Annotated in this window: 24 protein-coding genes and 1 pseudogene; 15 read left to right on the top strand and 10 right to left on the bottom strand. The window is 37.2% G+C overall.

Going from position 1 to position 20,077, the window contains the following annotated elements:
- Window positions 1-13 precede the first annotated feature (13 nt).
- The 5 genes and pseudogenes from B0186_RS03845 to nudC form a co-directional block, all read right to left on the bottom strand.
- Complete coding sequence (locus B0186_RS03845) at window positions 14-796, bottom strand: DeoR/GlpR family DNA-binding transcription regulator (RefSeq protein ID WP_078218070.1); 783 nt, start codon at window positions 794-796, stop codon at window positions 14-16.
- Window positions 797-939: 143 nt separating this feature from the next.
- Entirely contained in the window at window positions 940-1,215 is a 276-nt protein-coding gene (locus tag B0186_RS03840; protein ID WP_078218069.1) for an HU family DNA-binding protein, read from the bottom strand.
- 162 nt (window positions 1,216-1,377) lie between these two features.
- On the bottom strand, window positions 1,378-1,968 hold the full coding sequence (locus B0186_RS03835; RefSeq protein ID WP_078218093.1) for a YjaG family protein: 591 nt from the start codon (window positions 1,966-1,968) through the stop codon (window positions 1,378-1,380).
- A 16-nt stretch (window positions 1,969-1,984) separates the two neighbouring features.
- Window positions 1,985-2,317, bottom strand: a pseudogene (locus B0186_RS03830) (uroporphyrinogen decarboxylase family protein); the annotation flags it as partial.
- An 87-nt stretch (window positions 2,318-2,404) separates the two neighbouring features.
- Entirely contained in the window at window positions 2,405-3,196 is a 792-nt protein-coding gene (nudC, locus tag B0186_RS03825) for an NAD(+) diphosphatase (RefSeq protein ID WP_078218092.1), read from the bottom strand.
- 142 nt (window positions 3,197-3,338) lie between these two features.
- On the opposite strand from nudC, the gene hslV reads away from it, so the two are divergent.
- The 3 genes from hslV to hslU are packed head-to-tail and all read left to right on the top strand — an operon-like array spanning window position 3,339 to window position 5,548.
- Window positions 3,339-3,863, top strand: a complete 525-nt coding sequence (hslV, locus tag B0186_RS03820; protein ID WP_078218068.1) for an ATP-dependent protease subunit HslV — start codon at window positions 3,339-3,341, stop codon at window positions 3,861-3,863.
- 7 nt (window positions 3,864-3,870) lie between these two features.
- Complete coding sequence (locus B0186_RS03815; protein ID WP_078218067.1) at window positions 3,871-4,191, top strand: DMT family transporter; 321 nt, start codon at window positions 3,871-3,873, stop codon at window positions 4,189-4,191.
- Window positions 4,192-4,216: 25 nt separating this feature from the next.
- Window positions 4,217-5,548 carry an HslU--HslV peptidase ATPase subunit gene (gene hslU, locus B0186_RS03810; RefSeq protein WP_078218066.1) on the top strand — a complete coding sequence of 444 codons (1,332 nt, stop codon included), beginning with the start codon at window positions 4,217-4,219 and terminating at the stop codon, window positions 5,546-5,548.
- Between the two features lie 80 nt (window positions 5,549-5,628).
- Here the strand turns inward: hslU and B0186_RS03805 are convergent, their stop codons facing one another.
- Window positions 5,629-6,261 carry a cation diffusion facilitator family transporter gene (locus tag B0186_RS03805; RefSeq protein ID WP_078218065.1) on the bottom strand — a complete coding sequence of 211 codons (633 nt, stop codon included), beginning with the start codon at window positions 6,259-6,261 and terminating at the stop codon, window positions 5,629-5,631.
- Between the two features lie 92 nt (window positions 6,262-6,353).
- Here B0186_RS03805 and B0186_RS03800 point away from each other — a divergent pair, with 92 nt between their 5' ends.
- The 3 genes from B0186_RS03800 to B0186_RS03790 all read left to right on the top strand — a co-directional run bounded on the left by B0186_RS03800 (window position 6,354) and on the right by B0186_RS03790 (window position 8,572).
- Window positions 6,354-6,746 carry a MerR family transcriptional regulator gene (locus B0186_RS03800; protein ID WP_078218064.1) on the top strand — a complete coding sequence of 131 codons (393 nt, stop codon included), beginning with the start codon at window positions 6,354-6,356 and terminating at the stop codon, window positions 6,744-6,746.
- A gap of 107 nt (window positions 6,747-6,853) precedes the next feature.
- A complete protein-coding gene (locus B0186_RS03795) occupies window positions 6,854-7,753 on the top strand; it encodes a Gfo/Idh/MocA family protein (protein WP_235817166.1) in 900 nt (299 codons plus the stop codon).
- A 129-nt stretch (window positions 7,754-7,882) separates the two neighbouring features.
- On the top strand, window positions 7,883-8,572 hold the full coding sequence (locus B0186_RS03790) for a pirin family protein (protein ID WP_078218063.1): 690 nt from the start codon (window positions 7,883-7,885) through the stop codon (window positions 8,570-8,572).
- Between the two features lie 154 nt (window positions 8,573-8,726).
- Here the strand turns inward: B0186_RS03790 and rpoH are convergent, their stop codons facing one another.
- The 4 genes from rpoH to narQ form a co-directional block, all read right to left on the bottom strand.
- Window positions 8,727-9,569: an RNA polymerase sigma factor RpoH gene (rpoH, locus tag B0186_RS03785; RefSeq protein ID WP_078218062.1), complete on the bottom strand. Its 843-nt coding sequence runs from the start codon at window positions 9,567-9,569 to the stop codon at window positions 8,727-8,729.
- Between the two features lie 125 nt (window positions 9,570-9,694).
- Window positions 9,695-10,009, bottom strand: a complete 315-nt coding sequence (locus B0186_RS03780; protein ID WP_078218061.1) for a DUF2322 family protein — start codon at window positions 10,007-10,009, stop codon at window positions 9,695-9,697.
- Window positions 10,010-10,036: 27 nt separating this feature from the next.
- Window positions 10,037-11,059 carry a UDP-N-acetylmuramate dehydrogenase gene (gene murB, locus B0186_RS03775; protein WP_078218060.1) on the bottom strand — a complete coding sequence of 341 codons (1,023 nt, stop codon included), beginning with the start codon at window positions 11,057-11,059 and terminating at the stop codon, window positions 10,037-10,039.
- Window positions 11,060-11,068: 9 nt separating this feature from the next.
- Window positions 11,069-12,772 carry a nitrate/nitrite two-component system sensor histidine kinase NarQ gene (narQ, locus tag B0186_RS03770; RefSeq protein ID WP_078218059.1) on the bottom strand — a complete coding sequence of 568 codons (1,704 nt, stop codon included), beginning with the start codon at window positions 12,770-12,772 and terminating at the stop codon, window positions 11,069-11,071.
- Window positions 12,773-13,034: 262 nt separating this feature from the next.
- Between narQ and napF the strand changes: the two genes are divergently transcribed.
- From napF to rlmH, 9 genes are all read left to right on the top strand, one after another.
- A complete protein-coding gene (gene napF / locus B0186_RS03765) occupies window positions 13,035-13,556 on the top strand; it encodes a ferredoxin-type protein NapF (protein ID WP_078218058.1) in 522 nt (173 codons plus the stop codon).
- 8 nt (window positions 13,557-13,564) lie between these two features.
- The gene (locus B0186_RS03760; RefSeq protein WP_078218057.1) at window positions 13,565-13,846 is read left to right on the top strand and encodes a chaperone NapD; all 282 of its coding nucleotides are present in this window, start codon (window positions 13,565-13,567) and stop codon (window positions 13,844-13,846) included.
- Window positions 13,847-13,872: 26 nt separating this feature from the next.
- Window positions 13,873-16,356, top strand: coding sequence for a nitrate reductase catalytic subunit NapA (gene napA, locus B0186_RS03755; RefSeq protein ID WP_078218056.1), 2,484 nt, complete (start codon window positions 13,873-13,875; stop codon window positions 16,354-16,356).
- Between the two features lie 50 nt (window positions 16,357-16,406).
- A complete protein-coding gene (gene napG, locus B0186_RS03750; RefSeq protein ID WP_078218055.1) occupies window positions 16,407-17,159 on the top strand; it encodes a ferredoxin-type protein NapG in 753 nt (250 codons plus the stop codon).
- Window positions 17,159-18,031: a quinol dehydrogenase ferredoxin subunit NapH gene (napH, locus tag B0186_RS03745; protein ID WP_078218054.1), complete on the top strand. Its 873-nt coding sequence runs from the start codon at window positions 17,159-17,161 to the stop codon at window positions 18,029-18,031. The genes napG and napH overlap by 1 nt, the downstream gene beginning before the upstream one ends.
- The gene (locus B0186_RS03740) at window positions 18,031-18,453 is read left to right on the top strand and encodes a nitrate reductase cytochrome c-type subunit (RefSeq protein WP_078218091.1); all 423 of its coding nucleotides are present in this window, start codon (window positions 18,031-18,033) and stop codon (window positions 18,451-18,453) included. Before napH ends, B0186_RS03740 begins: the two co-directional genes overlap by 1 nt.
- A 14-nt stretch (window positions 18,454-18,467) precedes the next feature.
- A complete protein-coding gene (locus B0186_RS03735; protein WP_078218053.1) occupies window positions 18,468-19,088 on the top strand; it encodes a cytochrome c3 family protein in 621 nt (206 codons plus the stop codon).
- 186 nt (window positions 19,089-19,274) lie between these two features.
- The gene (gene rsfS, locus B0186_RS03730; RefSeq protein ID WP_078218052.1) at window positions 19,275-19,583 is read left to right on the top strand and encodes a ribosome silencing factor; all 309 of its coding nucleotides are present in this window, start codon (window positions 19,275-19,277) and stop codon (window positions 19,581-19,583) included.
- Between the two features lie 17 nt (window positions 19,584-19,600).
- A complete protein-coding gene (gene rlmH / locus B0186_RS03725) occupies window positions 19,601-20,068 on the top strand; it encodes a 23S rRNA (pseudouridine(1915)-N(3))-methyltransferase RlmH (protein ID WP_078218051.1) in 468 nt (155 codons plus the stop codon).
- Window positions 20,069-20,077: the final 9 nt, after the last annotated feature.

Here is a 20,077-nt window from a genome sequence, read left to right as displayed (position 1 = left end):
TAAAATAAAAAATTTAGACCGCACTTACGCAAATAACTTCTACGCCAAGTAATTCAATTTGTTTTTTAACTTCATCGCCCAATAGATCGTCCGTTATCAGTACATCAATTTGCTGCCAAGTTAATTCTAAATTAGGCATTTTGCGATCGATTTTTTGTGACTCCACCATCACAATTACTTCACGAGCGACTTCTGCCATCACTTGACTTAGCCCAACAAGTTCATTAAACGTTGTTGTGCCACGATTTAAATCAATCCCATCTGCCCCGATAAATAATTGGTCAAAGTTATAGGAGCGTAATACTTGCTCCGCTACTTTGCCTTGAAAGGACTCAGATCTCGTATCCCAAGTTCCACCGGTCATTAATAATGTCGGTTCATTTTCTAAACAGCGTAATTCAGTGGCAACAGCCAAAGAATTCGTCATCACCACTAAGCCTTGCTTTCTATTTAATTGCTTGATAAGTGCTGCCGTTGTACTACCACTATCAACAATAATTCGATTATGATCAGCAATACGATCTGCAGCCGCTTTCGCAATGGCTAACTTTCGATTAGAAAGTAATTCTTCTTGATTTTCTTCTAATAATTCTTGTGGCATTAAAATTGCACCACCATATTTGCGCAATAAAAGCCCCGTGCTTTCCAATGCACTGAGATCTTTGCGAATAGTCACTTCAGACGTATCAAAATGTTGCACTAATTGCTCAACACTTATTTCACCTTTTTCTTGCAAAAGTTGCATAATCGTATGGCGACGCTGTTGTGTATTTCTAGGATGAAAGTTTCGTTTCATAAAAAATCCAGCGATTCAAATTTCGTTCCGAATTTTATATAAAAAAAAACAATTGTAAATGAGTTTTTTAGTGAGAAAGGAAAATAAGAAACATAAATAACAAAAAACCCCGCATTTGCGAGGTTCAAAGTAGATAGAAAAAATTAGCTATTTACTGAATCTTTTAACGCTTTACCAGCAACAAATGCAGGTACTTTTGAAGCTGCAATTTGGATTTCTGCACCAGTTTGTGGGTTACGACCAGTACGAGCCTTACGCTCATTAACTTTAAATGTACCAAAACCGATTAACTGTACAGGTTGACCTGCTTTTAAGCTACCAGCAATCGCTTCTAAAGTTGCTTCTAATGCTGCTTTTGCTTGTTTTTTATTTAATTCTGCTGCGCTTGCAATCGCATCAATTAAATCTGTTTTATTCATAAATTAGTACCTTCTCTCTTTTTATTAAAATTCTTGACCGCACTTAGAAAGATTATCTACCTTTTTAGCAGTCACAATCACTGTAATCACAGCGATGCCAAGCATAATCTAAGTTTCATCGAAAAAAAAGCAATATCTGTCAAAATTGCTAACTAAATCACATTATTGAGCAATTTCTATACCGATATTGGATACTCCTGTATCTCTTAATTCCTTTTTTAAGTCCAAAATGAGTGCAATATCTCTTTCCTCACACTCATTCAGAGTGCGATAAATTTGCCATTGCACGTCTAATTCTAACTCAATTTCTTCACTTTGCTTTAACTCAGTTTCAGACAGAGCTTTGTTTTGTTGGGTTTCTAATAAAGTGGCAACAGTTTGCAAAGATAATTGGCTGAGTTTTATTGCTTGTCCTAAAGTTTCGCCAGCAATAATCGCATGCAATAGTTCAGATAATCCTTCGCAAGCATCTAATGCAGGTACAACGCCGAAAAAGTCGTAGCTATTCACATCAGGAATAATGTCTTCTAATTTTTCTAACTGATTTTCAAAATTAATTTTGGCATTTTTAACCGTTAAATATTCCCAAACTAAACTCAAAATATTCTGATAAATTTTGGCTTTATCGGCTTGTTCCGTCATTTGACAAAACAAATGAAAATTAGGATACATACGCTCACATAAGCACACCATAAATGTGATATTTTGCCAACTCTCAAATTTTTCTAAACGTTTATGAATAGGATTTCGCATAATTGTTACCGCACTTTTATTGATGATAAGGTTTTGAATATTGATGAATAGCATCGACAAATACTTTCGGGCTAATTTCTGGTACATCTTGGTGAATACCATGCCCTAAGTTAAACACATGTCCACTACCTTGCCCAAAATCCGCCAAAATTTGTTGTACTTCTTGTTCAATACGTTCTGGAGAAGCATATAACACGGAAGGATCCATGTTTCCTTGTAATGCTACTTTATGCCCTACACGCACTTTTGCTTCCACCAAATTGATTGTCCAATCTAAACCTAGTGCATCACAACCTGTATTTGCCATAGTTTCTAACCACAAGCTGCAACCTTTAGTAAATAAAGTAATACCGTCATTTCCATCGGTCTTAAAAAATAGTAAAAAGAAACCGCACTTGCGGTAAAAGTGTGGTCATTATAAAGGGATTTTGTATATTTAGCGAATTGATCCCGCCGATTGTTTACATAATTCTAAGGTTTGCTCAATCAACTTTAATGCAATAGTACCTTTGGGTGGTAACTCAGGTAAAGGCTGATTGTAAGCAAACCATTTTGCATCATGAATTTCCTCTTCTTGCAGACAAATTTCGCCACTTTCATAATCTGCTAAGAACCCAACCATTTGTGAATTTGGAAATGCCCAAGGCTGACTACCCACATAACGAATGTTTTTTACCTTTATCCCTGTTTCTTCAAACACTTCTCGCGCAACAGCTTGCTCAAAGGTTTCCCCAACCTCAACAAAGCCAGCAATAGTCGTATATATACCGCCTTTATGACGTACATGGTTAGCAAGCAGAATGTGATCGTCTCGCCGAACTGCGACAATAATTGATGGGCAAATAACAGGGTAAGTCCGATAGTGACAACTCTCATTGCGACATTGTACTGCCCATTCATCTTCAGCAATTTGCATTTTGCTACCGCACTTTCCACAAAATTGATGTGTGTTAAAAAAATGGTTTAACTCTACGCCTCTACAAAGCAAATAAAAAAGCTCTTCGGGTAAATAAAGTTGATCTCGTAAGGAAAAATAGGCTCTTTCATCATCTAATTCTTCCACTAACCATAAAGGCTGATTTTCAATATAGCCAATAATCATACCGCTCTTACCTTGCACAGCAAAATCCTCAGCATTGCCTTTCGGTAGTTGATGATTAATTAAGTGAATATTTGATCCCTTGGTTAATAACCAGAACCCCTGATCGTTGATATTGATCTTTTGCATCATTATCCCTTCCCTATTTATTCAATAAAGCCATAGAAATATTATAAAGGGTAAAATTTTATTTTGTGAATATCCTTGAAAGATCGAATTCAGTCCTCATATAGCAGCGGTCAAAATAAAGGAAAACGATAAGGAATAAAAAATGACGACTATTGTCAGTGTTCGCCGTAAAGGGCAAGTTGTGGTTGGTGGTGATGGGCAAGTTTCATTAGGTAATACCGTAATGAAAGGCAATGCTCGTAAAGTCCGCCGTTTATATAATGGCAAAGTCCTCGCTGGATTTGCTGGAGGTACTGCCGATGCCTTTACGTTATTTGAACTGTTTGAGCGAAAATTGGAAATGCATCAAGGGCATTTATTAAAAAGTGCGGTGGAATTAGCGAAAGAATGGCGTACAGATAGAGCATTACGCCGTTTAGAAGCCATGCTTATCGTTGCAGATCATACCGAGTCTTTAATCATCACAGGTAATGGCGATGTTGTACAACCAGAGGAAGATCAAATTCTAGCCATTGGATCAGGCGGAAATTATGCCTTATCCGCAGCTCGTGCATTAGTAGACAATACCGATTTATCTGCACGTGAAATCGTTGAGAAATCATTAAAAATTGCAGGCGATATTTGTGTATTCACTAATTTAACTCACACAATAGAAGAATTAGGCTAGAGATAAAATGGCTTGGATTTATCTAACTCTTGCTGGCTTATTAGAAATTGGTTGGCCAATAGGGTTAAAAATGGCGGCTCAAACTGAAACACGCTGGTTAGGCATTATTATTGCCCTTACCTTTATGGCAGGCAGCGGCACGATGTTATGGTTAGCACAAAGATCCATTCCAATGGGAACCGCCTATGCAGTTTGGACAGGCATTGGTGCAGCTGGTGCCTTTATTGTTGGTGTTTTATTTTATAATGATGCACTCACATTTTGGCGTACACTTGGTGCATTAATGATTATCAGTGGTGTAATAGTTTTAAAACTAGCATCACATTAAAATTTAAGAAATAAGAGAGAAGAATATGTCTGAAATGACCCCACGTGAAATTGTTTCCGAATTAGATCAACACATTATTGGTCAAGCTGATGCCAAAAGAGCGGTGGCAATTGCCTTAAGAAATCGCTGGCGCAGAATGCAATTACAAGAACCATTGCGTCATGAAGTTACCCCTAAAAATATTTTAATGATTGGTCCAACTGGTGTAGGTAAAACCGAAATTGCTCGCCGTCTAGCAAAATTAGCTAATGCACCATTTATCAAAGTTGAAGCAACAAAATTCACTGAAGTTGGCTATGTTGGTAAAGAAGTAGATTCGATTATCCGTGATTTAACTGATAGTGCGATGAAACTTGTACGCCAAACAGAAATCGAAAAAAACCGTTTTCGTGCTGAAGAAATGGCAGAAGAACGAGTTTTAGATGCACTGTTACCACCAGCCAAAGATCAATGGGGACAAATCGAAGAACGTGATACCAATAGCAACACACGCCAAATTTTCCGCAAAAAATTACGTGAAGGTCAGCTAGATGATCGTGAAATAGACATTGATGTGACTGCACCAAGCATGGGCGTTGAAATTATGGCGCCTCCAGGTATGGAAGAAATGACCAGCCAATTGCAATCCATGTTCCAGAATTTATCTTCAGGGAAAACCAAAACACGCAAACTAAAAATCAAAGATGCGCTAAAAGTATTAATTGATGAAGAAGCGGCAAAACTCATTAATCCAGAAGAGCTAAAACAAAAAGCCATTGATGCAGTTGAACAGAACGGTATCGTGTTTATTGATGAAATTGACAAAATCTGTAAAAAAGGCGAATACAGTGGTGCAGATGTATCTCGTGAAGGGGTACAACGTGATCTATTGCCATTAGTGGAAGGTTCAACAGTTAACACAAAACATGGTATGGTCAAAACTGATCATATTTTATTTATTGCATCAGGTGCTTTCCAAGTTGCTCGTCCATCAGATTTAATTCCTGAATTGCAAGGTCGCTTGCCTATTCGCGTGGAATTATCCGCACTTACAGCAAATGATTTTGAGCGTATTTTGACTGAACCAAATGCATCACTAACTCAACAATATCAAGCACTTATGGAAACTGAAGGAGTAAATGTTAAATTTACTTCAGATGCAATTAAGAAAATTGCAGAAGCTTCATTCCGTGTCAATGAAAAAACAGAAAATATTGGTGCTCGCCGTTTACACACTGTCATGGAACGCTTAATGGATAATATTTCTTTTAATGCGAGTGAAATGTATGGACAGGAAGTGATTATTGATGGTGATTATGTTGCTAAAGCTTTGGGTGATGTGGTTGAAAATGAAGATTTAAGTCGTTTTATTTTGTAAATAGCATTAAATTAATGGCTATTTAATTTCTTAAACAGCCATTTTTGTGAGAAAAAAACAAAATATAACCGCACTTTATGTCAACGTCGGTTTTTTAACATAAGAATTGCCTCGTAACAGATATGTATACCACTTTTAAACACTAATAGACTTAGCAATAAACTGGCTAATGGATCAATCCAAATCCAATTAAACAGATAATTTGTGATGCCCACTGAAATTGCAATAACCGATCCAAATAAGTCAGTTAATATGTGGAAGTAAGTGGCTTTGATATTTAAGTTATTCATGTTAGCTTTTAATATCATTCGTGCAACGATCACATTCACGATAAGTCCTATAGTGGCAATAAAGATCATAGGTAGTGATATTATTTCGGTAGGGTTTTGAAAACGTTCTACACATTCATAAACAATATAGATTGCAATCAGTACAAGTGAAATGCCATTAATTAGAGCAAAAAAACTATTAAATTTTGGATTTTTATAAGATAACAACAAGGCAAGTAAAGATAGTCCAATTGAAAATGCATCATTTGCCATATGTCCAGCATCGGCTAACAGAGCAAGACTATTGACGTAATAACCCCCGAACCATTCAACAAACATGAACATTAAAATAAAGAAAAAACTGCGAGTCAGTATTTTTTTATCCTTTGGTAATGAGTGATCATGGTTGTGATTGCTATAAGAAGCTAAATTTAGATTTGACATACTTTTTCCTTTTTAAATACAAACAATACAGCAAAGATAAACCCTGTATTTACTACAAGGTCAATAGCTAACTGTGATAAAAGAGACAAATAATGCAGAAATTTTTTAAACGGAATGAATTAAGTAAATTGTTAGGAATAAATTCTGAAACATTACGCTTTTATGAAAGAATAGAATTAATCCTGTCCCCTTCAAGAGCAAGCAATGGGTATCGTTTATATACAGAAAAACATTTGGAAGAATTACGTTTTATCCAAAAATGTAGGGCTTTAGGTTTTAGCTTAGATGAAATAAAACAATTAAAATACCTAAAAGCACAGAGTATTGATAGTTGTAAAAATATAGACAATTTAGTTAATCAGCACTTAGATAAAATCAATCAGAAAATAGAGCATCTCAATGAAATCAAAACAATATTATTAAATCTTCAACATCACTCATCTGGAAATGTTGAGGACTGTAAAATCGTCAATTACTTAAAATAAATGTAGTTAAATACTTAAATTGATAAAAGGCATAAACAATGAAATTAGCAATTATCGGCACTGGCATGATAGTCCATGAATTTTTACAAATTTAAAGCCAGTTACCGTTGAAGCAATGTGCAATTTATGGCAGAGATCAAGAAAAAGTCTTCAAGCTTCTCACAGAGCATGGACTATCTCAAGCTTTCACTGATTATGATGAATTACTCAACAGTGAGTTTGATACCTTTTATATTGCATTACCAAACCACTTACATTTTTCCTTTGCTAAACAAGCCTTACAAGCTGGTAAAAATGTCATCTTAGAAAAACCTATTACATCTAATTTGGTGGAATTCAAAGAGCTAAAGCAGCTAGCCAAAACCAATCAATGTTTTCTGCTTGAGGCAGTCACTGTACATTATCTTCCAGCTTATATAGCGTTAAAACAAGAAATTGCTAAATTGGGTGAAATCAAAATTCTTAACCTAAATTACAGCCAATATTCTTCTCGTTATGATCGCTTTAAGCAAGGCGAAATATTGCCTGCCTTTGATCCTCAAAAATCAGGAGGCGCATTAATGGATCTGAATGTGTATAACATTCATTTTGCAGTTGGTTTATTTGGCAAACCGAAAAGTTGTATTTACCAAGCAAATATCAATAAAGGCATAGATACTAGCGGTATTCTATTACTTAATTATGGCGATTTTCAGGCTTGTTGTATTGGCGCTAAAGATTGTCAAGCACCAGTTATCTTATCTATCCAAGGAGAGCAAGGCTGTATTACTGTCCCTATGCCAGCAAATGCAATGACAGAATACGCCCTAACATTCAATAAATCAGAAACAACACAATACCATTTTGATAAATCCCACCGTATGCTACATGAGTTTTTAGCTTTTATCGAAATCATTCAACAAAAAGATTACCAAAGAGCAAATCAAATGCTCGAAGTAAGTGAGATTGTTTGTGAAATTACAGAAACAGCTCGAAAACAGCAAGGGATTTTATTTTCTGGTGAATAATAAAGACAAAGCATTAGATTATTTACTCATAGGAAACAAATAATCAACAAAACAGCTATTTATCTTAAAGAGCAATATAATTAGAATACGCATCAACAAATCAAATGAACATTCAACAAAGGAAAAATTATGTTATATATCAGAAAAGCAAACGAACGTGGTCATGCAAATCATGGTTGGTTAGATAGCAACCATACTTTCTCATTCGCAAGCTATTATGATCCAAAATTTATGGGATTTTCATCATTACGTGTAATCAATGAAGACCGTGTAAAAGCTGGTTTTGGTTTCGGTACTCACCCACATGACAATATGGAAATTCTTTCTTACGTACTAGAGGGAACTATTGCACATAAAGATAGCATGGGAAATGTGAAAGAATTAAAAGCTGGGGAATTCCAAATTATGTCAGCGGGCACAGGTGTAACTCACTCAGAATTCAATCCAAGCAATACTGAAAATTTACATTTTTACCAAATTTGGATCCAACCGAATGAGTTCAACATCAAACCTCGCTATGATCAAAAAGCATTTGAAGATAAAGAAGGGGCAACTTTAATTTTATCGCCAACAGCAGAAAACGACTCATTCAAAATCTACCAAGATATGAAATTATGGCGCTATCAGTTGAGTGCTGGCAATAAAACTGATATTGAATTAGATATAAACCGTAATTACTGGTTACAAGTTGTAAAAGGCAATTTCTCAATCAATGGTCAATCAGTTGAAACTAGTGACGGTATTGCAATTAGCAAAGAAACTTTAGCAAGCATTGAACCTTCAAATGATGTCGAGTTTTTAGTATTTGATCTCGCTTAATAAATACATGTCTTTTTCATAAAATATTAAAGGTGCAGTTCGTTGAGCTGCACCTTTATTTTTGTCTGAGTAATGGACTGTATAGTAGACAAAATGTACAAAAAAGGTGAAATACTAACTATTTCACCTTTTATCATTTATATCTCAAAACTTTTTAAAAACTTACCGCACTTTTTAGTTTTTTCAATGCGTTTGTTTCAAGTTGGCGCACACGTTCTGCGGAAATATTATATTTTGCCGCAAGATCATGTAATGTGGCTTTATCATCATCTAACCAACGTGATTTAATAATGTCTTGGCTACGCTCATCAAGTTCTGCTAATGCATTTGCAACTTGATCTGCGGCTTGAGTTTCAAAATTTTCATTTTCTAACTCAGCAGCAAAGTTTGAACTTTTATCTTCTAAATACAAGGCTGGTGCATAGCTTTCGTCATCATCAACAGGTAAATCAAAGCCTACATCAGATCCTGTCATTCGGCTTTCCATTTCAATCACATCTTCTTTGGATACGCCTAACTCGTTCGCTACCATATCGACTTCGTTATCGCTAAACCAACCTAAACGTTGTTTAGTTTTGCGTAGATTAAAGAATAACTTGCGTTGTGCTTTCGTTGTGGCAACTTTGACAATACGCCAGTTACGCAATACATATTCATGGATTTCAGCCTTAATCCAATGCACCGCAAAAGAAACAAGACGAACACCAACTTCTGGATTAAAACGTTTTACCGCTTTCATCAAGCCGATATTACCTTCTTGAATAAGATCCGCTTGTGGCAAACCATAACCAGAATAGCCACGAGCCACATGAATAACAAAGCGCAAATGAGACAAAATCAATTGTTTTGCCGCATCTAAATCTTCGTGATAGTACAAACGTTCCGCCAATTCCTTTTCTTCTTCAGCCGTCAACATTGGATATTCATATGCTGCTCGGATATAGCCTTCAATACTGCCTTGCGGAACTAACATCATTGCTTGTGTTTCTTTATTCATTCTATTCCTTTCTGTTGTATAAATTATTTATTTCTCACTATACTTTAAGACTTTTAATCGTTTTAATCAATCAATATCTCAAATTCTGATAGTTTCGACCATAAATAAATTTAAAAGTTCTCATGTTATTTAACAATCGGCACAAGGCTATATTCTAAACCTTGCTCAATAACTTGCAATAATAAATCAATATTTGGATGCTTACCTGGATTTGTTTTAGCATCTAAAGTATGTTCTGCGAATAATGCTAAACCTTTTTCAGCACAAGTGCGGTCTAATTTTCCGTTAAATTCTTGTGCTAACGCATGATAGACACGCAAAGAGCCTAACTTACCTTGTATGGCTGGAATATGATGAATGACTTGCTTGTTCTCTAAAACATCTAAGCCTGACAAATGCTCAATACTAGGTAATCCCTCTAAAATTGTTTTGAAATCCATTTTGTTCCTCCGTTACAAAAATATCAATTATGCAATATAAGCCGTGCTATCTACTTCGCCATTCGCAGCAATAAAACGCACTTCTGGTTGTAAATAAACATTAAATTTCAGTGCAACAGTTTGACGAATATAGCGAGCCAACTCCACAACATCTGAACTTGTTGCATTATCTTTATTGATAATAACAAGGGCTTGCTGTTGATGCACTGCTGCACCTCCAATTTGATAACCTTTTAACCCAGCTTGATCAATTAGCCAGCCTGCTGCTAGTTTAACTGAACCATCTGCCTGTGGAAAAGAAGGTATGTCTGGATATGCTTGTTGTAAATGAGCAAATTCCTGTGCTGAAATCACTGGATTTTTGAAAAAACTGCCTGCATTTCCAAATTCCTCTGGATTAGGCAATTTACTTTGGCGAATATGACAAACCTCGGTAAAAATTTCTTGTGCGCTTACATTTTCACCAAACTTCGTTAAAGTGCCATATTTTAAAACGGGTTGCCAATTTTTCGCTAATTTGAGTCCAATGGCGATAATCACATAACCGTCTTTATACTGCCCTTTAAACACGCTTTCACGATAAGCAAAAGCACATTCTTCATTACTTAAACGGAAGATTTCGTTTTTTTGTAAATCCAGCACATCCACATAATCACAAACATCTTTAAATTCCACACCATAAGCACCAATATTTTGAATAGGTGCAGAACCCGCACAACCAGGAATTAATGCCAGATTTTCTAAACCATAAATACCTTGAGCCAAAGACCATTGCACTAAATCATGCCAATTCTCGCCACCATTCACATGCAAATAATGAAAATCCTCATCTTGTTGATGCTCAATACCCATTAACTGATTAACAAAAATAACGCCGTTAAAATCTTCCACAAATAATACATTGCTACCTTGCCCTAAAAATAAGATTGGCAATCCAGCTTCGTTAGCTAATTTCCATTGCTCAATGAGCTGAGAAAGTGCGGTGATTTTTATCACTTTTTTTGCTTGAGCTAGAATGTGAAATGTATGAAATGCTTGTAAGTTTTCCATTAATCTTCCTTAAAATGTATTCTGTAAAGTAAATTTCACTTCGGTACCACCTGTTGCACGATTTTGAATAGACAGGCGCGCATTTAATTGATTACTACGTTCTAGCATAATATTCAGCCCATAATGCTCTTCAGGTTCCTCTAAACTTGGTATGCCCACGCCATTATCACGCACAGCAAGTTCATATTCCCCGTCCTCATTCGTATAAGCTAACACTTCAATTTCGGTGCCTTGTGAATGTTTGATTGCATTTAATGTAGCCTCCCGCACAATTTGTAACGCATGAACCAATTGTTGTGCATTAAAAGTTTGTGAAGGTAAAGAACAATCAACTCGCATTTTCATTGATGTTTGATTGCGTAATGAATCTATTACTTGCTCCAAAGCCACTTGCAAATTTGCCTCTTGTACAGTTAAGCGGAATGTAGCCAGAAGTTCCCTTAATTGCACATAACCGTCCGTAACTGCTTGTTCAAAATCTTGGATAATCCCTTGGCTTTTCTGCTTAGCATCAACAGTATCTCGTTGTAAATTATGCTTTAATAATGTGAGCTGAATTTTCAAATAAGACAATACTTGCGCTAAAGAGTCATGTAATTCTCTTGCAATAATCGACCGCTCTTCCATCAGTAATAAATGCTGTTGTTGTCGTTGCATTTGGTAAAAATATAAAGTGCGACTTAACATTTGTGCCACATTACGCATCGTACGTAAATCAGGACAAGGTAAACCAGCTTGCCAACGAATAACGCCAAGTTGATTATTTTCAATTTCCAATTCCATGCTTTGTAAATCAATGTTTTCTTGTTTTGAGCCTAAATAAATATGCCAATGTTCCGCGCCATGTACGATTAATTCTAAATAGCGCAAATGTTCATTAATCATCACCTGCTCTAACATCTGTCTAAATAACTTAGGCTCAATAGCTTTTGTGGTCACAAGCTGAGAACAATGATAAAGCATGGTTAAAGAGCGGTTCACTTGACTTAACTTTTGTGTTTTTTCATTTACCTTGTCTTCCAACGTCGAATACAGCTTTTTTAACTCACTTGCCATTTGGGTAAACACCAGCGCTAACCGACCTATTTCATCATCGCTTTTCGTATCTAACGGAATATGGTTAAACTGCCCAATTTGCACTTGAGAACTTGCTAATGCCAGTTTTTCCAATGGATTTACAACACGTTTATGAGTGAAGTAAATCACATAGGACACCATAATCAAGATAACCAGCATTGCAGCAAGAATACTGAGCACAGCAATTTTCAATTTGAGTTCTGCAAAATATTGTAATGTGTTTACAAATTGATCTACTTGGTTCACATAGCTGGCGATTTCAGCTCGATAAGCTTCTTTATTGTTTTCTCGAGCGTGCTTTTCCATGATTTCCCAGCGCTTAATCAAATCACGGTAAGATTGACGCACATCTTCAGGTACTAAAAATTGATGATTAATTTTAATCAAAGCATCTGAATGTAAGCTCAAACGATACTGTCTTAAGGCTTGTTCAACATTTTCTGGTTCATGTTCCATTTCATAAAATAAGCGGTAACTTTGCATACGTAAGGAACCTGAAACGTTAATTAATTCAGCATCAGATTTATTACTTTGCATAATCGCTAAACTCATTATGCTAATTAAGGATACAAAAATAATAATCAGCAATAAATAATTAGCAATTTTAGTAGAAACAGAATTATTTTTTATATTCATACAAAGGTCTTTAAACAAAAAATTGCTCGCTATAATACAACAGAATGCACTAAATACTGCTACACTTTATTTATCACAACAAGCATTATTTAAGAATAGTTCTCATCTATTTTCATATCTTCGTATTTTAAATTTGATCTAACTCAATAAACTCGTTCTTCATGCTTATAAATACTCATTCGGGGTTATTAAAAATTAACCACAACACTCAGACAATATACGCCCAAAAAGAGAATAGCCATGATCTAGGATTAACTTTGCAGTGACAGAAGAAAATTTATCGCGCCGACATTTTTTACGAGCAAAGTTTTTCAACACGTTAAAATCAGAAACAGAAAAAACGCAAGGGTTTTCGGCGATAAGACCACCGTGGTCAATTGATGTTGCTGATTTTTTACAGGGTTGTAACCGTTGTGGTGATTGCATTGCTATTTGCGAAACAAAAATTTTAGTAAAAGGCGAGGGAGATTATCCCGAAGTACGATTTTCTGAAGGCGAATGTACTTTTTGTCAAAAATGTGTCGAGATTTGTCAGCAACCTATTTTTCGCTCAGTTGATGAAACGCCATGGCAACACAAAATTGAAATGACATCCGCCTGCCTTACTCAACAGCAAGTAGAATGTCGTAGTTGCCAAGATAGTTGTGAAATGCGAGCAATTCGCTTTCGCCCACAACTCAATACAGTTGCACAACCTATATTAGATTTGGCGAATTGCAACGGTTGCGGCGCTTGCATTAAAAGCTGCCCAGTGTCGGCAATAAATATAATAAATCCAGTATAAGAAATAATATGAAAGAAAATAATACAGTAATGAACAATTCGGAAGAGTGGCATGTTTGTGGTTTAGTTGTTCAAGCCAATCCACAAAAAGTAGCACAAGTTAAGACCGCTCTTTTAGCTATTCCACATACGGAAATTCCTGCAGAAGATGAAAAAGGGAAATTGGTTGTGGTAATGCAATCAGATGATCCGCAAGTTTTACTCAATAATATGGAAAACTCACGCAATATTGATGGCGTGATTGATCTGTCTTTAATTTATCATCAACAAGATGACAATATTGATAAATAATTAAAAACTAATAGTGGGGGGACACTATGAATTTAAGTCGTCGTGACTTTATGAAAACAAATGCAGCCTTAGCGGCGGCATCAGTGGCTGGATTAACTATTCCAGTTAAAAATGTTAATGCTAGCGACTCTAGCATCACTTGGGATAAAGCCGTATGTCGCTTTTGTGGTACGGGTTGTGCTGTATTAGTGGGAACAAAAGATGGACGTGTTGTTGCATCACAAGGGGATCCAGATGCAGAAGTAAACCGTGGGTTAAACTGTATCAAAGGTTATTTCCTACCAAAAATCATGTACGGGAAAGATCGTTTAACTCAACCTATGTTGCGTATGAAAAACGGTCAATACGATAAAGAAGGGGATTTCACACCAGTCACTTGGGATTTTGCCTTTAAAACCATGGCTGACAAATTTAAAGCAGCATTAAAAGCTAAAGGTCCAAATGGTGTAGGTATGTTCACTTCTGGACAATCAACTATTTTTGAAGGTGTCGCTAAATCCAAATTATTCAAAGCAGGCTTACTCTCAAATAATATCGACCCAAATGCTCGTCACTGTATGGCATCTGCAGCGGTTGCTTTCATGCGTACCTTTGGTATGGATGAACCTATGGGCTGTTACAACGATATTGAACATGCTGATGCCTTTGTCCTTTGGGGCTCAAATATGGCAGAAATGCACCCAATTTTATGGTCACGCATTTCCGATCGCCGTTTAGCGAACCCAGATAGCGTTACGGTAAATGTGCTTTCTACATTTGAACACCGCTCTTTTGAACTGGCAGATTTAGGCATTCTTTTCAAACCTCAATCAGATTTAGCTATTCTGAACTATATTGCTAACTACCTCATTGAGCATAATGCAATTAATCAAGAATTCATCGAAAAACACACTAAATTTAAACGTGGTGAAACAGATATTGGTTACGGCTTACGTCCAGAAGATCCGCGTGAACAAGCGGCTAAAAATGTGAAAACTGCAGGCAAAATGCACGATAGTAGCCTTGAAGAATTTAAGAAATTAGTCGCACCATACACTTTAGAAAAAGCCCATGAAATTTCTGGTGTACCAAAAGATCAATTGGAAAAATTAGCAAAACTTTATGCGGATCCAAATAAAAAAATTGTTTCCTATTGGACAATGGGCTTTAACCAACATACCCGTGGCGTATGGGCAAACCATTTAATTTATAACATTCACTTATTAACTGGAAAAATTTCCTTACCTGGCTGTGGACCATTCTCATTAACAGGTCAACCATCTGCTTGTGGTACAGCGCGTGAAGTAGGTACATTTATTCATCGTTTACCGGCCGATTTAGTGGTGACTAAACCAGAACATCGCAAAATTGCAGAGAAAATCTGGAAACTTCCAGAAGGCTTAATTTCAGATAAATTAGGTTTCCATGCGGTTGCACAAAGTCGTGCCTTAAAAGATGGCAAAATGCAAGTGTTATGGCAAATGTGTAATAACAATATGCAAGCTGGTCCAAATATCAATGAAGAAACTTTCCCTGGCTGGCGTAATCCAGATAACTTTATTGTGGTTTCAGATCCATATCCAACCGTATCCGCACTTTCAGCTGACTTGATGTTACCAACAGCAATGTGGGTTGAAAAAGAAGGGGCTTATGGTAATGCAGAACGCCGTACGCAATTCTGGCGTCAACAAGTTAAAGCACCAGGCGAAGCAAAATCTGACTTATGGCAATTAGTTGAGTTTTCTAAATATTTCACTACTGATGAAGTATGGCCAGCAGAAATTTTAGCGAAAAACCCAGAATACAAAGGCAAAACACTTTATGAAGTGCTTTACCTCAATGGACAAGTGAACCAGTATTCAAATGATGAATTAAAAGGTCGCCTAAATGATGAGGCATACCACTTTGGTTTCTATTTACAAAAAGGTTTATTTGAAGAATATGCAAGTTTCGGGCGTGGACATGGCCATGATTTAGCGGATTTCGATACCTACCATCAAGCTCGTGGCTTACGTTGGCCAGTAGTTGGCGGTAAAGAAACCTTATGGCGTTACCGTGAAGGCTACGATCCTTATGTGAAAGCTGGGGAAGGCGTTGCATTCTATGGTAATCCAGATAAAAGAGCGGTCATTTTAGCCGTGCCTTATGAGCCACCAGCAGAAGCTCCAGATGCAGAATACGATTTATGGTTAAGTACCGGTCGTGTGCTTGAACATTGGCATACAGGCTCCATGACACGCCGTGTACCTGAATTACACCGTTCTTTCCCGAACAACCTTGTTTGGATGAATCCAAATGATGCGAAAAAACGTGGTTTAAAACACGGAGATAAGATTAAAGTGATTTCTCGTCGTGGCGAAATTACCTCTTATTTAGATACTCGTGGCCGTAATAAATGCCCTGAAGGATTGGTATTCACTACATTCTTTGACGCTGGACAGTTAGCAAACAAACTGACATTAGATGCAACAGATCCAATTTCAAAAGAAACGGACTTTAAAAAATGTGCAGTTAAAGTGGTGAAAGCGTAAAACTCAATAAAAGGCACCGCACTTTACTTATTAAAGTGCGGTGAATAATCATGAAGAAAATTGCTTTTACACCAGAACGCCGAAAATTTTTCCGAGATACAGCTCGCACTTGTGGCGGATTGGCTGGTTTAGGTTTATTACTTGGCTTGCAACAAAATCAAAGTCTCGCTAGACAAGGTGTGGCATTACGTCCACCTGGTGCATTAGCAGATGATAAAGATTTTACTGCGGCTTGTATTCGCTGTGGTCAATGTGTTCAGGCTTGCCCTTATGAAATGCTACATTTAGCCTCATTGTTATCTTCAATGGAAGCTGGTACGCCTTATTTTGTTGCTCGTGAGAAACCTTGTGAAATGTGTGAGGATATTCCTTGTGCCAAGGCTTGTCCAACAGGTGCACTAGATAACCAACTGGATGATATTAGCCAAGCAAAAATGGGACTTGCTGTTCTGCTCGACCATGAAACTTGCTTAAACTGGCAAGGATTGCGCTGTGATGTTTGTTATCGTGTTTGCCCTTTAATTGATAAAGCAATTACCTTGGAAAAACATCGCAATGAAAGAACAGGAAAACATGCTGTTTTTATCCCCACTGTTCATTCTCATGCTTGTACTGGTTGTGGTAAATGTGAAGAGGCTTGTGTACTGGAAGAAGCGGCTATTAAGGTTCTGCCAAATGCCCTAGCAAAAGGCATGTTGGGCGAGCATTATCGCTTAGGTTGGGAAGAGAAAGATAAGGCGGGGCATTCTCTTGCACCTGAAGGTTTAATTTCCTTACCTGTTCGTCAACCGGAGAGTAAATAATGGCAAATGCTCCTAAATACGCTGGTAAAGAAGTGCGAGAAAAATTAGGTTTTTGGTATGCCAATCGTTTTCTCATTTGGCGCCGATTAAGCCAATTTAGTATTCTCGCCATGTTCTTAAGCGGACCTTATCTGAACTTTTGGATATTAAAAGGCAATTACAGTGGCAGTTTGTTACTAGATACCATTCCGCTAACAGATCCGCTTATTACTGCCGAAAGTCTAGCAACAGGTTATTTGCCCAATAGCTTAACCATTATTGGTACCATTATTGTGGTAGCAATATATGCCTTATTGGGTAGCAAAGTTTTTTGTGCTTGGGTTTGCCCACTGAATGTAGTGACAGATTGTGCCGCTTGGCTAAGACGTAAATTAGGTATTCGCCAAAGTGCTAAAATTCCTCGCAACTTACGTTATGGCATTTTGCTGATGATTTTAATTGGCAGCGCAATCAGTGGCGTGCTGTTATGGGAATGGATAAATCCCGTTGCAGCCTTGGGAAGAGCATTAATTTACGGGCTTGGTGCAACAACTTGGTTGATCTTAGCCGTTTTCTTATTTGACTTATTTATTGTGGAACATGGTTGGTGCGGTCATCTTTGTCCAATTGGCGCAAGCTATGGTGTCATTGGTGCCAAGAGTTTATTGCGTATTAAAGTGATTGACCGAAAAAAATGTGACAACTGTATGGATTGCTACAACGTTTGTCCTGAGCCACAAGTTTTACGAGCACCATTACATGGTAAAAACAACGAAAGCCAGCTTGTGCTTTCAAAAGATTGTATCAGTTGCGGACGTTGTATTGATGTTTGTGCTGAAAAAGTATTTATATTTAGCAATAGATTTAATCATTCTGGGAGTGATCAAAAATGATGAAAAAAACCATATTATTAGCTACCGCACTTTTAGTTTCTTCTGCGTTTGCCACACAAGACGTTGGCAAAAACTACCAAGATGCTGCGGAAAATGTACCAGCCGCATTTCACAATCATGTTAAAGAAAGTGAAACGCCAGCATTAAACTATGTTAATCAGCCACCAATGATTCCACATAGTGTTGCCAACTATCAGGTAACTAAAAACACAAACCAATGTTTAACTTGTCATAGCCCAGAAAATGCCAGAATTACAGGGGCAACGAGAATAAGTCCAACACACTTTACTGATCGCAACGGGAATGTAACAGGTCAAACTGCACCACGCCGTTATTTCTGTTTACATTGCCATGTGCCACAAGCAGACGTTGAGCCTATTGTGCCAAATGAATTTAAACCAATGAAAGGCTATGGTAACTAATTAAGGATAGATGTATGGCAAATGAAAAAAAATCAAATATCATTGTGCGCTTAATCAAAGGCTTTTGGCAATGGTTCAGCAAGCCTAGCCGTATTGCTGTTGGCGTATTGATCACATTATCCTTTATTGCGGGTATTATTTTTTGGGGCGGATTTAACACCGCACTTGAATATACGAATACAGAAGAATTTTGTTCTAGTTGCCACATGAATGATGTTGTACCTGAATATCGCCATTCTGTACATTATATGAACCGTAGTGGTGTCAAAGCCACTTGTGCTGATTGTCACTTACCGCATGAATTTATTCCAAAATGGACGCGTAAAATCGAAGCTGCAAAAGAAGTTTATGCACATATTACTGGCAAAGTGGACACCAAAGAAAAATTCGAGGCACATCGCTTAGAAATGGCACAACGTGAATGGGCGCGTATGAAAGCCAATGATTCACAAGAGTGCCGTAACTGCCATAATTTCAATGACATGGACAGCACTCAGCAAAAAACAGTGGCACAAAAAATGCATGCGATGGCACAAGAACAAGGTAAAACCTGTATTGATTGCCATAAAGGTATTGCTCACCAATTACCTAATATGAAAGACGTGCAATCTGGTTTCTTACCAGAACAAAAATAATCAAAAAACAACCGCACTTTTAGATCGTACAAAGTGCGGTTGTTTTCTATTCCAATATTTATTCTCACAGCACAAGCCAAACTCATACATTAATTGCCAAGTAATCCCCTAACAATATTCCTCAATGTCGCAACTCGTGCTAAAATTGCGCACTTTTAATTAACGCATTCCCAAACTGAGAACAAAATGAATTTAGTCGATTTTTTAGTCAATAAATTAGATGATTTAAAAGGTACCGATATTTTAACTCTTGATGTCCGTGGTAAATCTTCCATTACCGATCACATGATTTTATGTACAGGAACTTCAAGTCGCCATGTTATGTCCTTAGCGCAAAAATTAATTGATGAAAGCAAACAAGCTGGCGTTGAAACTTTTGGCGAAGAAGGTAAAGCAACGGCTGATTGGGTCGTCGTTGATTTCGGACAAGCCATTGTACATATTATGCAAGCGGATAGCCGTGAAATGTATCAATTGGAAAAACTTTGGGGATAATAACCGCACTTTAGCCTATGAAAATTCAATTAATTGCTGTTGGTACAAAAATGCCCGACTGGGTAACAAAAGGTTTTGAGGAATATCAACGCCGTTTCCCCAAAGATATGCCTTTTGAATTGATCGAAATCCCTGCTGGGAAACGTGGAAAAAATGCTGATATTAAACGTATTCTAGAGCAAGAAGGTAAAGCTATGTTATCTGTTTGTCAGAAACATCGCATTGTTACCTTAGATATTCCCGGTAAGCCTTGGACAACGGAGCAATTAGCACAACAATTAGAAGGCTGGAAAAATGATGGGCGAGATGTTGCGCTTTTAATTGGCGGACCTGAAGGATTATCGCCAGAATGTAAGGCGGCGGCAGAACAAAGTTGGTCACTCTCTCCTTTAACCTTACCTCATCCATTAGTGCGTGTTGTGGTGGCGGAAAGTTTATACCGTGCTTGGTCATTGAGCACAAACCATCCTTATCACCGAGAGTAAGTGCGGTCT

This window comes from Canicola haemoglobinophilus, assembly GCF_002015075.1.
Taxonomy (GTDB): Bacteria; Pseudomonadota; Gammaproteobacteria; order Enterobacterales; family Pasteurellaceae; genus Canicola; species Canicola haemoglobinophilus.
The sequence above is the reverse complement of the archived record's forward strand: the minus strand, read 5'-3'. Positions and strand labels throughout refer to the sequence as shown.

Coding starts and splice junctions, on each gene's coding strand:
- B0186_RS03845 (WP_078218070.1), bottom strand. CDS start 796: ATGAAACGAAACTTTCATCCTAGAAATACACAACAGCGTCGCCATACG.
- B0186_RS03840 (WP_078218069.1), bottom strand. CDS start 1,215: ATGAATAAAACAGATTTAATTGATGCGATTGCAAGCGCAGCAGAATTA.
- B0186_RS03835 (WP_078218093.1), bottom strand. CDS start 1,968: ATGCGAAATCCTATTCATAAACGTTTAGAAAAATTTGAGAGTTGGCAA.
- nudC (WP_078218092.1), bottom strand. CDS start 3,196: ATGCAAAAGATCAATATCAACGATCAGGGGTTCTGGTTATTAACCAAG.
- hslV (WP_078218068.1), top strand. CDS start 3,339: ATGACGACTATTGTCAGTGTTCGCCGTAAAGGGCAAGTTGTGGTTGGT.
- B0186_RS03815 (WP_078218067.1), top strand. CDS start 3,871: ATGGCTTGGATTTATCTAACTCTTGCTGGCTTATTAGAAATTGGTTGG.
- hslU (WP_078218066.1), top strand. CDS start 4,217: ATGTCTGAAATGACCCCACGTGAAATTGTTTCCGAATTAGATCAACAC.
- B0186_RS03805 (WP_078218065.1), bottom strand. CDS start 6,261: ATGTCAAATCTAAATTTAGCTTCTTATAGCAATCACAACCATGATCAC.
- B0186_RS03800 (WP_078218064.1), top strand. CDS start 6,354: ATGCAGAAATTTTTTAAACGGAATGAATTAAGTAAATTGTTAGGAATA.
- B0186_RS03790 (WP_078218063.1), top strand. CDS start 7,883: ATGTTATATATCAGAAAAGCAAACGAACGTGGTCATGCAAATCATGGT.
- rpoH (WP_078218062.1), bottom strand. CDS start 9,569: ATGAATAAAGAAACACAAGCAATGATGTTAGTTCCGCAAGGCAGTATT.
- B0186_RS03780 (WP_078218061.1), bottom strand. CDS start 10,009: ATGGATTTCAAAACAATTTTAGAGGGATTACCTAGTATTGAGCATTTG.
- murB (WP_078218060.1), bottom strand. CDS start 11,059: ATGGAAAACTTACAAGCATTTCATACATTTCACATTCTAGCTCAAGCA.
- narQ (WP_078218059.1), bottom strand. CDS start 12,772: ATGAATATAAAAAATAATTCTGTTTCTACTAAAATTGCTAATTATTTA.
- B0186_RS03760 (WP_078218057.1), top strand. CDS start 13,565: ATGAAAGAAAATAATACAGTAATGAACAATTCGGAAGAGTGGCATGTT.
- napA (WP_078218056.1), top strand. CDS start 13,873: ATGAATTTAAGTCGTCGTGACTTTATGAAAACAAATGCAGCCTTAGCG.
- napG (WP_078218055.1), top strand. CDS start 16,407: ATGAAGAAAATTGCTTTTACACCAGAACGCCGAAAATTTTTCCGAGAT.
- napH (WP_078218054.1), top strand. CDS start 17,159: ATGGCAAATGCTCCTAAATACGCTGGTAAAGAAGTGCGAGAAAAATTA.
- B0186_RS03740 (WP_078218091.1), top strand. CDS start 18,031: ATGAAAAAAACCATATTATTAGCTACCGCACTTTTAGTTTCTTCTGCG.
- B0186_RS03735 (WP_078218053.1), top strand. CDS start 18,468: ATGGCAAATGAAAAAAAATCAAATATCATTGTGCGCTTAATCAAAGGC.
- rsfS (WP_078218052.1), top strand. CDS start 19,275: ATGAATTTAGTCGATTTTTTAGTCAATAAATTAGATGATTTAAAAGGT.
- rlmH (WP_078218051.1), top strand. CDS start 19,601: ATGAAAATTCAATTAATTGCTGTTGGTACAAAAATGCCCGACTGGGTA.